The 13,863-nt window shown below is 62.7% G+C and carries 12 protein-coding genes; 7 read left to right on the plus strand and 5 right to left on the minus strand.

Features of this window, described 5'->3' with window-relative positions:
- The first annotated feature begins 82 nt into the window (after window positions 1–82).
- On the plus strand, window positions 83–1,162 hold the full coding sequence (locus H0274_RS07475; RefSeq protein ID WP_226794286.1) for a TauD/TfdA family dioxygenase: 1,080 nt from the start codon (window positions 83–85) through the stop codon (window positions 1,160–1,162).
- A gap of 79 nt (window positions 1,163–1,241) precedes the next feature.
- Here H0274_RS07475 and H0274_RS07480 read toward each other — a convergent pair whose 3' ends face one another.
- Genes H0274_RS07480 through H0274_RS07490 form a run of 3 tightly spaced genes read right to left on the minus strand, consistent with a single transcriptional unit; the run spans window position 1,242 to window position 3,359 of the window.
- Window positions 1,242–1,841, minus strand: coding sequence for a nitroreductase family protein (locus H0274_RS07480; protein WP_226794287.1), 600 nt, complete (start codon window positions 1,839–1,841; stop codon window positions 1,242–1,244).
- Window positions 1,838–2,524, minus strand: coding sequence for a cysteine hydrolase family protein (locus tag H0274_RS07485; RefSeq protein ID WP_226794288.1), 687 nt, complete (start codon window positions 2,522–2,524; stop codon window positions 1,838–1,840). Before H0274_RS07485 ends, H0274_RS07480 begins: the two co-directional genes overlap by 4 nt.
- Window positions 2,517–3,359 carry an oxidoreductase gene (locus H0274_RS07490; protein ID WP_226794289.1) on the minus strand — a complete coding sequence of 281 codons (843 nt, stop codon included), beginning with the start codon at window positions 3,357–3,359 and terminating at the stop codon, window positions 2,517–2,519. The genes H0274_RS07485 and H0274_RS07490 overlap by 8 nt, the downstream gene beginning before the upstream one ends.
- 190 nt (window positions 3,360–3,549) lie before the next feature.
- Here H0274_RS07490 and H0274_RS07495 point away from each other — a divergent pair, with 190 nt between their 5' ends.
- From H0274_RS07495 to H0274_RS07520, 6 genes are all read left to right on the plus strand, one after another.
- Window positions 3,550–4,449, plus strand: a complete 900-nt coding sequence (locus H0274_RS07495; protein WP_319018208.1) for a ribokinase — start codon at window positions 3,550–3,552, stop codon at window positions 4,447–4,449.
- Window positions 4,450–4,729: 280 nt separating this feature from the next.
- A complete protein-coding gene (locus H0274_RS07500; RefSeq protein ID WP_226794291.1) occupies window positions 4,730–5,854 on the plus strand; it encodes an LLM class flavin-dependent oxidoreductase in 1,125 nt (374 codons plus the stop codon).
- A complete protein-coding gene (locus H0274_RS07505) occupies window positions 5,847–6,536 on the plus strand; it encodes a cysteine hydrolase family protein (RefSeq protein WP_226794292.1) in 690 nt (229 codons plus the stop codon). The genes H0274_RS07500 and H0274_RS07505 overlap by 8 nt, the downstream gene beginning before the upstream one ends.
- Window positions 6,533–7,786 carry an MFS transporter gene (locus H0274_RS07510; protein WP_226794293.1) on the plus strand — a complete coding sequence of 418 codons (1,254 nt, stop codon included), beginning with the start codon at window positions 6,533–6,535 and terminating at the stop codon, window positions 7,784–7,786. The genes H0274_RS07505 and H0274_RS07510 overlap by 4 nt, the downstream gene beginning before the upstream one ends.
- A gap of 103 nt (window positions 7,787–7,889) precedes the next feature.
- The gene (locus tag H0274_RS07515) at window positions 7,890–9,122 is read left to right on the plus strand and encodes an MFS transporter (protein WP_226794294.1); all 1,233 of its coding nucleotides are present in this window, start codon (window positions 7,890–7,892) and stop codon (window positions 9,120–9,122) included.
- Window positions 9,123–9,321: 199 nt separating this feature from the next.
- Complete coding sequence (locus H0274_RS07520) at window positions 9,322–11,652, plus strand: acetamidase/formamidase family protein (RefSeq protein ID WP_226794295.1); 2,331 nt, start codon at window positions 9,322–9,324, stop codon at window positions 11,650–11,652.
- A gap of 113 nt (window positions 11,653–11,765) precedes the next feature.
- Here the strand turns inward: H0274_RS07520 and H0274_RS07525 are convergent, their stop codons facing one another.
- Both H0274_RS07525 and H0274_RS07530 read right to left on the minus strand, forming a co-directional pair.
- The gene (locus tag H0274_RS07525) at window positions 11,766–13,070 is read right to left on the minus strand and encodes a serine hydrolase domain-containing protein (RefSeq protein ID WP_226794296.1); all 1,305 of its coding nucleotides are present in this window, start codon (window positions 13,068–13,070) and stop codon (window positions 11,766–11,768) included.
- Window positions 13,070–13,852 (minus strand): TauD/TfdA dioxygenase family protein, encoded by a 783-nt coding sequence (locus H0274_RS07530; protein ID WP_319018209.1) that lies wholly within the window; start codon window positions 13,850–13,852, stop codon window positions 13,070–13,072. The genes H0274_RS07525 and H0274_RS07530 overlap by 1 nt, the downstream gene beginning before the upstream one ends.
- Between the last annotated feature and the right edge of the window lie 11 nt (window positions 13,853–13,863).

Below are 13,863 nucleotides of genomic sequence, written 5' to 3' on the forward strand. Positions count from 1 at the left end.
CCAAGCGGGATAGACACATGATTGCGAAAGGCGCGTTACAGTTGCGCCGATTCTGCGACTGGCCGTTCAAGGAGAATATCCAATGTCCGTGACTACCGAGCTGGAACCCGTACGCACCGAGGCCGCCTGGCGCGGTGACGAGCTTTCCGCCCGGCAGGACTGGGTCTACCTGCTGTCCGACGAACAGGTTGCCGAGCTGGAAGAGCTGGGCAAGCGCTTCGTGGAAGACGATCCCGACCTGCGCTTCGTGCAAAAGGAAGACTATCCGCTGGTCGCCTGCGCCGAAGCCGTGAAGGAATGGGGCAAGGATGTGGATTACGGTAGGGGCTTCGTGCTCGTCCGTGGACTGCGCACCCATCTTTACTCCGATGCGCTGTCCTCGGCGATCTACTACATTCTCGGCCTCTATATGGGCGATCCCATCCGCCAGAACGAAATGGGCGACTTGATCGATCACGTCTATGCCACGTCCGACAAGACGATGGACGATCCCACCGCCAAGTCCTCCAAGGTGCGTGACCAGTTGGTCTATCACTCCGACAGTTCGGACGTGGTGGCACTGATGTGCCTGCGCCCGGCCATGGCGGGCGGCGCTTCCTGCCTCGTCTCGGGCGCGCAGATCTATAACGAAATCCTCAAGCGCCGGCCCGATCTGGCCCCGCTGCTGCTTGAACCCTTCCACTGGGACTGGCGCCGGCAGGACCAGGAGGCCCCGGCCGACACTTACACCTCGCCGGTGATCAGCATGGAAGATGGCGTATTCAGCATGTATGCCGGATCGCTCTACATCATCACCGCGCAGAACTATCCGGGCGTGCCCAAGCTGACGCCCGAACAGATCGAGGTGCTCGAACTGTTCGACACGATCACCTATGAAGAAGGCATGGCCATCGAAATGGATTTCCGCCCCGGCGATATCCAGTGGCTTTCGAACTATGCGGCGCTCCACGCCCGCACGACCTTTTACGATTTCCCCGAGCCGCAGCGCCGCCGCCACCTGCTGCGCCTGTGGCTGCACCGCGAGACCGACCGTCCGGTGGTGGAAGGCTTTGGCAAGAACGGCGTGGTCCAGGTCCGTTCCGCTCCGCGCGACGGGAAGACTGAACATCCCGATGCCCATTTCAGCATCCGCGAAGTATGCGTGCCGCGCTTGATCTCCTGATCGGCGGATAAGGCATCCAAACAGAAAGGGCCCGGAAGCGTCATCCGCTTCCGGGCCCTTTTCGTTGTCTGCCAATCAGTTAGACGGGAAAGTTTCCCGGGAAAGCCAGTTGTGAAATGGCCATGCGGCCTGAAGGCACTTCGCGATCCCGCAGATAGTCGGGCAGCAGTTCCGCCGGATCTCCCGTGCGGCCCACGGCCACGGCCATTTCGATACGGAAATCGGCAGGAATGCCCAGTTCCCTGTTGCCCTTCTCGAAATCCAGCCCGGTGATACCATGGGTGTGCAGCCCGTCATGGATCGCCTGCAGGGCCAACTGACCCCAGGCCGCCCCGGTATCGAAAGCATGGCTGTAGAGTTCTTCCTTCGGCTCGCCATTTTCATCGCGCATGAAACGGTCCGACAGGATGAAGATCAGCGCACCGGAATTGGCGGCCCAGCTGCGGTTGAAGGGCACCAGAATATCCAGGAACCGCTCCCAATCCGGCCCATCACGCAGCGCGTAGAGGAAGCGCCAGGGCTGAACATTGAAGGCGGAAGGCGCCCAGCGGGCCGCTTCGAACAGACGGAAAAGGTCGGCTTCCTGCAGCGGAGTGCAGTCAAAGGCGCGGGGGGACCAGCGGCGGGTGAATATTTCGTCGATGGTATGTTCGGTCGCGCGGATGGCGTGGGAGGTCATGAGGTTTCCCGATTATCCTGTTGGTCCAGCATGGAAATAACGGCGGCTGTATCCCGCACGTCGGCGAAATGGAGGCGCAAGCTGAGCAGCGCCGCATTATGTTCCTCTCCGCACACGGTGGCAGTCGCGTCGGAGAGGAAAATTACTTTGAATCCGCGCATGTAAGCATCGCGCGCAGTGCTTTCGCAGCAGACATTGGTGAGCGTCCCGGCCACCACCAGCATCTCGATGCCGCGCTGCCGCAGGGTCGCCTCAAGGGCACCCGAGGGGCAGGCAAAGGCACTGTAGCGATATTTGTCGAGCACCAGATCGGTGTGGAAACGCTCCATCTCCGGGTGGAGGTCGTGCGAGGGCGCTCCCGGCGTCAACGCGTCCATCGCCTCCCGCACCCTTTCGTCTGTGGGATCATACTGCCAGGGCGCCATGGCGAGCGGTGCTTCCCCGCTCACCGTCTGGCGAGTCCAGATCACCGCACCGCCCGCCGTGCGCATGGCGCCGGCAAGGCGGTTCACATTGGGGATGATCGCCTCCGCATGGGGATTTCCGAAAATTTCCCCCTGCGCGACGAAGGCCCCCTGCATGTCCACGATCACCAGCGCGGTGCGCGCCGGATCGATCTCCCCGAATGAATTGAGCCACTTACCGCGCTCAACGGCCCATTCGGGGAGAACGACTTCATGCATCAGCGTATTCCGGGTAAGCGATGGAGAGCGAATAGTTCTTCCACTTTTCCATTTCGGCGCGCAGCAGGTCGGTCTGCCCCTCGGCATAATGGAGTGCATCCTTGCCGAGCAGCAAATGGAGCGGCGGCTCCGCCTCGTCCAGCGCGGAAAGGATCGCGGCGGCGGCCAGCGCCGGGTCGCCCTTTTCCTTGCCCTGCCCTTCAGTGAGCGAACGCTTCGCGAAATGGGCGGTGTCCTTGTAAGCCGGGATGTCCTTCGCCGCGATATGCAGCGAACCGCCGGCGAAGGCCGTGCGCATGCCGCCCGGTGCCACGTTGGTCACGCGGATGCCCATCGGGCCCACTTCCTGCGCCAGCGTCTGCCCGATGCATTCCAGCGCATATTTGCTGGCCCCATAGAGCGCCGTCCCGGCCCAGGGAGCCAGCCCGCTGACGGAGGTGATGTTCACCACATGCCCCGCCCCGCGTTCCCGCATATAGGGCAGCACCGCCTGGATCATGCCGATAGCGCCAAACACATTCACATCGAACAGAGCGCGCATTTCCGCCTGGGAAACTTCCTCGATCGCGCCGACCATGCCGAAACCGGCATTGTTCACCAGCCGGTCGATCCCGCCCAGCTTCTCTTCCGCCAGCGCCGCGATGCGGCCCGGAGCGTCCGGATCGCCAAAATCCAGCACCGCCGCGAATGCCTGTCCGGGAGCCAGTTCCTCGAAAGCATCGCAGCTCGCCTGACCGCGCGAGGTGCCGAACACCTTGTCCCCCCTTGCCAGGGCAGCCTTAGCCAGCTCGCGGCCCAGACCGCCGCCAATTCCCGTGATCAACCAGTTCGTCATCTCAGATGCGCCTTTGCGATTTCATGTCCCATGCAATCTCTAGGCTCCCCCACGCAGAGCGCTTTGCACGGCAAACCGCATTTGTTGTCTGCTGGCGCATAGGAGGGGCTACCGGTTGCGATCATGTCCGGCCCGTGTTGAGGGCACTCGTAGTAATTGCGAGCGAAGGAGGGCGAGAATGGCGGTTCAGGTGGTAGGATCAATCAATGTTGACCTGATCCAGTCGGTCGAAGGCCTGCCGCGCCCGGGCGAGACGGTGCTGTCATTCCGCTCGACAAGGCTTCCCGGCGGCAAGGGTGCCAATCAGGCCGTGGCCGCCGCGCGTATGGGTGCGCCTACCCGCATGACCGGCGCCGTGGGCACTGACGAGGGCGGCGAATGGATGCGCCGCCTGTTGCAGGAACACGGCGTGGAAACGGACGGCATCCGGTCGCTCGAAGACTATTCCACGGGGCTTGCCCTGATCGCGGTGGATTGCAGCGGCGAGAACCAGATCATAGTCAATTCCGGCGCGAATGAGGCGGTGGAGCCATTCCATATCGGCGCGCTGGCGCAGGATGCGCGCGCCCTGCTGGCCCAGCTCGAAATCAAGGCCGACACCGTGCGCGCCCTGTTCACTACCCCCGGCGCGGAAGATCGTATCCGCATCCTGAATGCTGCTCCCGCCTTGCCCGAAGCGCATGGTCTGTTCGAGCATACGGACATATTGATCGTTAACCAGCACGAGCTGGCGCATTATGTGGCACTGGACGTCGCGCCCGAGACTGCTGAGGAAGCCTTGGTGGCACGCAAGCTGATCAGCCGCCCCGATCAGGTGGTGATCGTCACGCTCGGCGCGCTGGGCGCCGTTGCCGTCTGGCAAGACCGGCATTTCCATGCCCCCGCCCTATCCGTCAACCCCGTCGACACGATTGGCGCGGGCGACTGTTTCTGCGGCGCACTGGCCGCGCTGCTGGATGCCGGGGAAACGATCGAATCCGCCCTGCCCCTGGCCAATGCCGCCGCCGCGCTCTGCACCCAGAAGGAAGGCGCCATCCCCGCCATGCCCTCGCGCAGCGAGGCGGAAGCGGCGCTGACGGGTGGGGTGTGAGCTAGCATTACCCTACCCACCATCGTCATTCCCGCGCAGGCGGGAACCCAGCGGCAACCGCTGAATCTGGATTCCCGCCTGCGCGGGAATGACGAAGGTAAGCGAGTAGAGGCCTCATCCAACCCACCACGCGTCTCGGGCCTTTGCAGAGCAAGCCCGCTTCCTCTCGTCAACGGAACACGCAGCAGGCCCGCCAAATTAAATTACGCCCCCGATCAAGATCGCCCGCACACAAGGCATAAGTTCGGCTCCGTCATCAGAAATACGGAATCGAAGAGATATGAGCGAGCTTGAGCACACGCCCTTCGGGTTGCCATCCGATACTGGTGGCAAGGATCTGGGTGTTTTCCTGCCGATTGCGAATGGCGGCTGGATCATGTCCAGAAACAAGCCCGAGATCGACGGATCTTACGATTATTGCCGGTCCTCCGCCGTTCTGGCCGAGCAGCACGGGCTGGATTTCGCCATGGCGATGGCCAAGTTCCGTGGTTACGGTGGCGAGACCCGGCATTGGGACGAACAGCTGGATTCCTTCCTCACTGTCGCCGGCATTGCCGAGGCGACCAGCAAGGTGAAGGTCTGGGGCACGATCCACACCCTTCTCCAGAACCCCGCCGTCGCCGCCAAGATGGTCGCCACGCTGGACCAGATCAGCCACGGCCGCTCCGGCCTCAATGTGGTCACCGGCTCCTATCGCGGAGAGTTCGACCAGATGGGCGCATGGCCCGAAAATGTCGGACACGATCAGCGATACGATCTCGCCCAGGAATGGATCAGGGCGATCAAAGGCCTGTGGAGCGAGGACAGCGTCACCCAGCATGGTGATTACTTCCATCTGGAAGATTGCCACAGCTGGCCCAAGCCCTCCACGCGCCCCTTCCTGGTCTGCGCGGGCACGTCAAAGCAGGGCATGGCATTCACTTCGGCCGAGATGGACGCGATTTTCCTCTATGGCGGCCAGCACGAGAAGCTGAAGCGCGAGAGCGAAGCGGCCAAGGCTGATGCCGCCGCCGTCGGCCGCTCCATCCGAACCTATTCCATGCTGACCGTGGTGTTCGGTGAAACCGACGCCGAGGCTGAAGAGAAAGTCCAGGCGATCCGCGAAGGCTTCGACGAGGGCGCGCTGGCAGGCATGATGCGCGCCTATGGCTTCCTCGACAGCGAGATCGGCAAGGAAAACGATTTCACCCGCAAGGCCCGTTCCGGCTTCATGGCGCCGCATGTCGCCGGATCGCCCGAGACGGTGCTGGCCTATCTCACCGATCTGTTCGAGATTTCCGGCTCTGACGGGCTGATGCTGATCTTCGACGATTATCTGAAGGGCATTCCCACTTTCGGTGAGAAAGTGTTGCCCGCCCTGCGCGAACGCTTCCCTGCGGGGGAGAAGGTAACGGTGCATGGCTGAGGGCGCTGCCGGACTGCCGCATCTCGACGCGGCGACGCTCGCCCCGATGATCGACCCGGCGAAGACCGCGCTGGTAGTAGTGGACATCCAGAACGACTTCGCCGGGCCATCCGGTCTGCTGAAGCGCGTGGGCGTGGACATGACCTTGGCGGAGGCCGCGATCGACCGGATCGAGGCGATCATTCCCGCCGCGCGCAAGGCCGGCGCCACGCTGGCCTTCATGCGCGTGGTGACCGAGCCGGAAACGGATTCCGATGCGCTCAAGGCGCTCTACGCCCGCAAGGGCCGCCCCGGCGGGCAGGCGATCTGCCGCACGGAAGACGGCGGGGCCGATTATTACCGCGTTTCGCCCGAGCCGGGCGATATCGAAATCGCCAAACTGCTCTACGACAGTTTTCACGGCACCGATCTGGAAGACCAGTTGCGCGCAAGGGGCATCGATACGCTGGTGATGACCGGCATTGCCACCGATTGCTGCGTCGATGCCACGACCCGCGCGGGCTTCCACCGCGGTTTTCACGTTTTCGTCGTCTCCGATGCCTGCGCTTCCTATGAGGAAGACCTGCATCTGGGGGCGCTCAAGGTTCTGCATAAGAATTGCGCCCTGCTGACCACAAGCGATGCGCTGGTGGCAGCTTGGAGCGGGGCCGGTCCGGATAGTACGCAAGGAGCACCGCAATGACGGGGTTTTTCGACAGCCGTCGCCAGATGGGCGTGCTCGCGGCCGCAACCACGGGCAGTGTGCTTTCCACCACGGCCACAGTTCACGCCGTCTTCGGAACGTTCCTTGTCCCCCTGTCGGAGAATTTCGGCTGGAGCCGGGCGAGCATTTCGGCGGTGATGGCGATCATCGCCATATCCTGCGCAATAACCTATCCGCTGGCGGGCCGTTATTCCGACAAGCATGGATCGCGCAGGATGATCCTGTTCGGCAACGTCGCGCTGGGCCTGTCCATCGGGGCACTGGCTCTGACCAGCGGCAGCCTTGCCCAGTTCTATCTCACTTTCCTGGCCATTGGCATTTTCGGGGCCCTGCCGAGCACCGCCATGTTCGCAAAGCTGGTGGCTGAATGGTTCGATCGGAACCGCGGCACTGCGATGGGCTTCAGCTCCGGCTTCGGCAATGGGCTCGGCTCGACGATCATGCCCATCGTCGCGGCCGTTCTGGTCTCTACCCTCGGTTGGCGGGCTGGCTATCTTGGCATTGCCGCACTGATCCTGCTGGTGGGCTTTCCGGTATTCTATTTCCTGCTGCATGACGTTCCCAGCCGCAGCGATCCGGTTACGCAGGCCGAGGCTGGTGCGAAGCTGGAGGGGGTATCTCTCAAGGAAGCAATGCGCGTTCCGGCCTTCTGGCTGCTGATGGCCGCCATCGCCGCGGGCGGCGGCATTTCCACCGCCATCCTCAGCCACGTGGTGCCGATCGTGGGCGATCGCGGCTTCAGCCTGGGCGTGGGCACGGCGGTGGTCAGCGTCTTTGCCCTGTCCGCCTCCGCCTGGCAGGTCGCCAGCGGGCGGATGCTCGACAAGGTCAACACGCCCCGGATCGTCGTGCCGATGTATGCGCTGGCCATCCCCGGCCTGTTCCTACTGGAATATGGCGCTTCGGTGCCGATGCTGGTGGCTGGCGGCGCGTGCCTGGGGCTTGCGCTGGGTGCGCAATTCGGCGCCCTGCCCTTCTTCATCGCCCGCTATTTCGGTCTGCGCCATTTCGGCGCGATCCTGGGCGTGATGTATTCCGCAGTGATCGCCGGACAGGGCATCACGCCGGTCCTGCTGGACGCTGCCTTCGACGTGCAAGGCAGCTATCGCGACGCGATCCTGGTCTCGATGGCGGTCATGGGCCTGGGCAGCTTGCTGCTGTTCCTGCTGCCTTCCTATCGCGGGGAACGGGCCGCTCCGGCTCCCGGCGCGATGGCCGTGGCCCATTGAGGGTTCCCCCGCTGCAAAGGGTGAGGGCGCGGGCGATCAAGACTCAAAGGCTGCCGCTCTTCATTCTGCCCCAATAGGTTCTGCGAGAAAGAGGGCTTCTGCCATGACATTCGACGGCCGGTTGAAATACCTGGTTCTTGGCGCGTTGGCGCTGCTCTTCTTCATTCTCAACGCCTGCACGTTCAACGGCTTGGGCGTAGTCCTTCCCTATATGGTGGAGGAATTGGGCTGGGGCTGGGGAACCGCGGGGATCGGCTTTACCCTGCTGGGAATCGCCTGCGGCCTTTCCGGCCTGATCCCCGCCCTGCTGATCCGCAAGTTCGGCGTCTCGCGCACCATGCTGACAGGCGGCACCGTGCTGTTCAGCGGCTTCGGTTGCCTCGCGCTGACTACCAACGCGCCGATCTATTTCCTCGGCACTGTCCTGCTCGGCATCGGTTTCGCGATCTGCGGCCAGGTTCCCGCCGTCAACGTGATTTCCCACTCTTTCAAGAAGCACTCCACTGCGATGGGCTTCTATTTCACCGTGGGCGGCCTCGGCTCCGTCGCAGGCCCGCTGATTGCCTATGCGACGCAGGAAATCACCAATGAATGGCGCCTGTTCTGGGGGGGCGCGGCGATTGCGGCCCTGCTGCTCTCGGTGTTCACCTCCGCCGTCACCGCCAATCGCTGGAACAACAAGGACGCCGGCAAGAAGTCTGCGGCAAGTGACGCAGCCACCGGCTGGAACGTTCGCGCCGCCATGCGCACGCCGCAATATTACGTGATCGTGGGCGCCTATACCTCGCTGCTGCTGATCAGCACCACCGTACATGGCTTTGCAGTGCAGCACCTGTCCGACAGCGGGCTTGGCATGGGTGGCGCGGCCACGGTGATGAGCGCCCTTGCCCTGATCAGCGCCGGTGCCTCCGCTGTAGCGGGTGTCGCCGGTGAGAAGATGAAGCCCCGGGCCCTTTCCATGCTCTCTCTGGCAACCGCCATCATCGGCGTTCTGGCCCTGATGGGCGGCAGCAACCCCGTGGCGATCGGCATTGCCACACTCGGCCTGGGGATTGGCATCGGCTTCAGCTATGTCAGCGTGGCCATGCTGCTGCTCGACGTGTTCGGCAAGCGCCCCAACCTGGAACTCTATTCCACGATGAGCCTGATCTCCACTTCGGCGGCGATCGGCCCGGCATTGGGCGGCTTCGCCCGCGACCAGCTGGGCAGCTTCGGCCTGGTTTTCCTGGTCTGCGGGTTGATCGGCACGGCCTTCCTGATGGCGCTCCTGCTCTTCAAGCGCCCCACCCAGCCGGGTGAAGACCTGGAGAGCGACGCGAAGCTCGCCACGGCTTGAACGCGGCTGCTGACGGCGACCATTTACCAGCTGACCGCGCCCATCGGACGGGCGGGCGCGGTCAGCAAGGACACACAAAATCACCATTCTGACACACTATCCGAATGGCCAGTTGACGCACGGCCTCCGAAATATCACTTAAGCGTGCATAAGAGACACGCCGGGAGAGGGGCCCGTCCAGCATTATAGAGAGCCCCCGTTGCGTTTCACCACTAATGCCTATCCCAAAGAGCAGCGCTACGATGCCTGGCGGTTCGCGCTAAAACGCGCGTCGCTGGCACTCGAAGCTGCCGATGAAGCAAACCTTTATGGCGAGCTGATCCAGTTCAGCAGCGATGTCGGCATCCAGTTCGTGCGCCTGGTAGGCACCGCCCAGGAATATACGCTCGACTATCGTGAAGAGCCGGGCAGCCTGTGGCTGGCCGTTCTGCTTGACGGGATATGCCTTGCGCGCAGCGGCACGGAAACGATCACCTTCAACGATGGTGACATGATCTGTGGGCGCGGCGAAACCCCGGTTTCCCTGCAATTCACCAGCGATCATCGCATGCTGTTGCTGAAGATCCCGGCCAAATCACTGGACCAGCGCCTCAAGGCTCCCTTGCCGGAACAGCCGCGCCGTCTGTCCTCCGATGGTGGGCCGGGCCGTGTGCTTTCCAGCATGCTCCGCTCCGTGGCCGACATGACGACGAGCGACGTGCCGGATGAAGGCCTGCGCCCGGTCGAGCTGGCCCTGCCCGAATTCCTGTTGGCCGCCCTGCTCAGCGATGCCCCGCCCCGCGCTCTGGGCGGCGCTGCGGGCATGCGCGCCGCCTTGCTGGAACGTATCTTCCAGACGATCGAAATGCGTCTGTCGGATCCCAATCTGAATTATCAGCAGGTCGCCAGCGAACACGGCATTTCTCCGCGCTATCTGCAGAAGCTGTTTGAATCGATCGATGACAGTTTCGGCCATTATGTGAAGGTGCGCAGGCTGGAACGGTGCCGGCTCGATCTGCGCAGCCCGCTCCACACGCAGAAATCCATCTCGGACATCCTGTTCCAGTGGGGCTTCAACGATTCCGCCTCGTTCAGCCGAGCCTTCCGCGAACAATATGGCGTTTCGCCGCGCGAATATCGCAAGTCCGGCTTTCCCGAGGATGTCGATCCCAACGATACGCTGCGGCGCGGTCGCCCGGCCCGGCGCACCACTTCCGACGATGCCGCCCTGGCGGAGGCCTTTCCCGAAGCCAATGAAACGGTCGGCATTCCCACCAGCTTGCTGCCTATCGGCGATGACGGCACAGTGCGCCATCACCACCTGCCGGTTAGCCCGAACACCGTCCATTGGGGCTATTTCAGCTCGCTGCTGAAGCCTGTCCTTTCCGTCCGCTCGGGCGATTTCGTAACGGTGGAAACCCTCACCCATCACGCCAATGACGATCCGGAACGGATGGTGGAAGGCGATGAAGGCGCCGAGAGCGTGTTCCATTGGGACGAGCATGGCAAGGCAGTGGAGCGGCGCGGCGCAGGTCCAATGGACGCCAGCGAAGTGGGCCGCGGCGCGGGCGAAGGCTTCGGCGTGCATATCTGCACCGGGCCCATCGCCATTCAGGGCGCGGAACCGGGCGACATCATCGAAGTGCGCATTCTCAGCCTGGAACCGCGCCGCAGCTGCAATCCGCGCTTCCAGGGCAAGGCTTTCGGCAGCAATGCCGCCACCTTCTGGGGTTTCCAGTATAATGACCTGCTGAGCCAGCCTAACCCGCGCGAAGTGGTCACCATCTACGAGGTGGAAAGCGGCAAGGAACGCGTGCCGACCGCCCATGCGGTCTATTCCTTCCGCTGGACGCCGCAGACCGATCCTTCAGGCATCGTCCATGATCGCTACGATTATCCCGGCGTGCCCGTGGACCCTGACACTATCGAGCGGAATTACGACATTCTGCGCGATGTGGAGATTCCTGTCCGCCCACATTTCGGCGTGATCGCGGTGGCTCCGGCCCATACCGGGCCCGTAGATTCCATTCCGCCCAGTTCCTTCGGCGGCAATATGGACAATTGGCGCACTGGTCCGGGGTCGAGCGTGTTCCTGCCGGTGCAGGTTTCCGGCGGCCTCCTCTCGCTGGGCGATCCCCATGCCTCGCAAGGCGATTCCGAATTGTGCGGCACGGCCATCGAATGTTCGATGACCGCGCTGATCCAGGTGATCCGCCACGCCAAGGGCGATCTTTCGGGCATGATGCGCGATCTGGATTACCCGCTGATCGAGACCGAGAGCGAATGGGTCATCATGGGCTTCAGCCACCCCGATTACCTGAAGGAACTGGGCGAGGACGCGCAGAGCGAAGTCTACAAGCGCGCCTCGATCGACAGCGCGATGCGCGACGCCTTCCGCAAGGCCCGCCGTTTCCTGATGACCACCAAGAACCTCTCCGAAGACGAAGCGATCTCGCTGATCTCCGTAGCGGTCGATTTCGGCATCTCACAGGTCGCCAATGGCAATTGGGGCGTCCATGCGATCATCCGCAAGGGGCTGTTCACGGCTTGATTGAACTGACGAATTGCCCTGTCACCCCGGCCTCGTGCCGGGGTCCATCCTGTTGAACCAAAGAAAGCGGAATCCCGGAACAAGTCCGGGATGACGAAGCAAGGCTACCCCGACTATTTACCGGAACCAACCCCCACCGCGGCCCTGTTGAGCAAGGTCCGGATCTTCACCGTGCGCTCGGTAAATTCGCCCCCAATCAGTTCGTTGGTCATCAACAATGCCACCAGATTGCGGCGCGGATCGGCGAAGAAATAGGTATTGCCTGAACCGGACCAGCCACCCGCGCCGGCAGGCATTCCGCCAATCGCCTCGCTCGCCGCATCGCCAATGCCCAGGCCGAGCCCGAACATCACATTCTCATGCGCCTGCCCGCCGGTTTCCAGCAGCGGTGTGAACATGGCATCGACGCTATCCGTGCTAAGCAGTCGGCGCCCATGCCATTCCCCACGATTGGCCAGCATCTGCGCGAAGTGGATGTAATCCTCCGCCGTGCCCGCAAGCGCACCGCCGCCATCGAACATGCGCGCAGGATCGCGATATTCGGATTGCTGGGCGGTTTCGGCCGGAGTCATCCCGTCTACGCTGGCATTGTAGTTGGTTACGAAGCGGGGCAACTGTGCATCGCTGACCACGAAAGTGGCGTCATGCATCTCCAGCGGGCCAAAGATCCGTTCCGTGAAGAAGCGGTCGAGCGGCATTCCGGACGCGCGTTCCACCAGTACCCCCAGCACCCCGGTGGAATTGCTGTAGGAAAAGCGTTCGCCCGGCTGGTGCAGCAATGGGGCCGCCGCAAGGCGCTGGATCAATTCGTCCATGGTGGCGGCAGGCGGCGCGTCGCCGGGCCTGCCGCCCACTCCGCCGCCGCGCATCACGCCATGCTTGCGGTAATATTGCTGGACCGGCGTGTTGCCGGTGAAATTATAAGTAATCCCGCTGCTATGCGTCATCAGATCGCGCACGGTGATGTGCCGGGCAGCCGGAACGGTGACCATATTGTCCAGATCGCCGCTTTGATACACCCGCATATTGGCGAATTCGGGCAGATAGCGGGATATGGGCGCATCCAGCGAAATGCGCCCTTCTTCCACCAGCATCATCGCCGCTACCGTGGTGATCGGCTTGGTCATGGAATAGAGGCGGAAAATCGCATTATCCGGCAGGGGCTTGCCGCTCTCGCGATCAAGCGATCCCAAGTGGAAGCGGACCACATCCTTTCCGCCGCTGGCGATAATCACCTGCGCGTTGGGCAAGGTTCCCTGCGCGATCATGGCAGCCAGCCCGTCGCGCAATTCTTCCACGGCGGTGGGGTGCGAGACGGCAGGAGCCTCGGCATGGGCGACAGATGCCCCGAGAGGCACTGCCAGCCCGATGCCGAGCGCGATGGCCCCCAGCCCCGCCCTCAACGCACCTGATGCCATCAGTAAGGTTTGTCGCCGGCGATGGACACGCGGAAGCCGGAACGCGTTTCGGGGAAGTAATCCCAGGTCGCGAAATGCTGGGTGCAGCGATTATCCCAGAACGCGATCGAATGCGGTTCCCACCGGAAACGCACCTGGAAATTCGGGTTCTCGCAGTGGTGAGCCAGGAAATCGCGCAGCGCCTCGCCCTCAGGCTTGGTCAGGCCGTTGATCCGGATGATCTTCGATTTGCTGAAGAACAGGCATTTCCGCTTCGATACCGGATGGGTCCGCACCAGCGGATGGGTGTTGGTGGGGTACTTCTTGTCCACATCCGGAAACAGCTCGCGATAGATGTGGTTGGAATCATGCACCGCCGTCAGCGGGTCGATAAAGGCCTTCATGGCTGGCGAAAGCGCGTCATAAGCCGCATACATGCTGGCGAACAGCGTATCCCCTCCCGCGGGCGGAACCGTGTGCATATAGAGGATGCTGCCCATCGGCGGTTCCGGATCTTCGGAAAGATCCATGTGCCAGTCTTCCCCGGCAATGAACTTGCTATCCGCATCCGCGTGGATCTTCACCACATTGGGATGGCCTTCAATGCCGCCCACACCACTATGCCCGGCAAGCTCGCCGAAATAACGGCCGAGCCGCTCTTGGCTTTCATGGTCCATAGGCTGGTTGCGGAAGAACAGCACCTGATGCTCCAGCAGGGCAGTATGGAGTTCGTCCAGCACCTTGTTGCTGAGCGGTTCGTTGAGAGCGACCCCCGAAACCATGGCCCCGATGGGCTTGGTCATTGGACGGACAT

This window comes from Fulverythrobacter ferritrahens (genome assembly GCF_020539485.1).
Classification (GTDB): domain Bacteria; phylum Pseudomonadota; class Alphaproteobacteria; order Sphingomonadales; family Sphingomonadaceae; genus Andeanibacterium; species Andeanibacterium ferritrahens.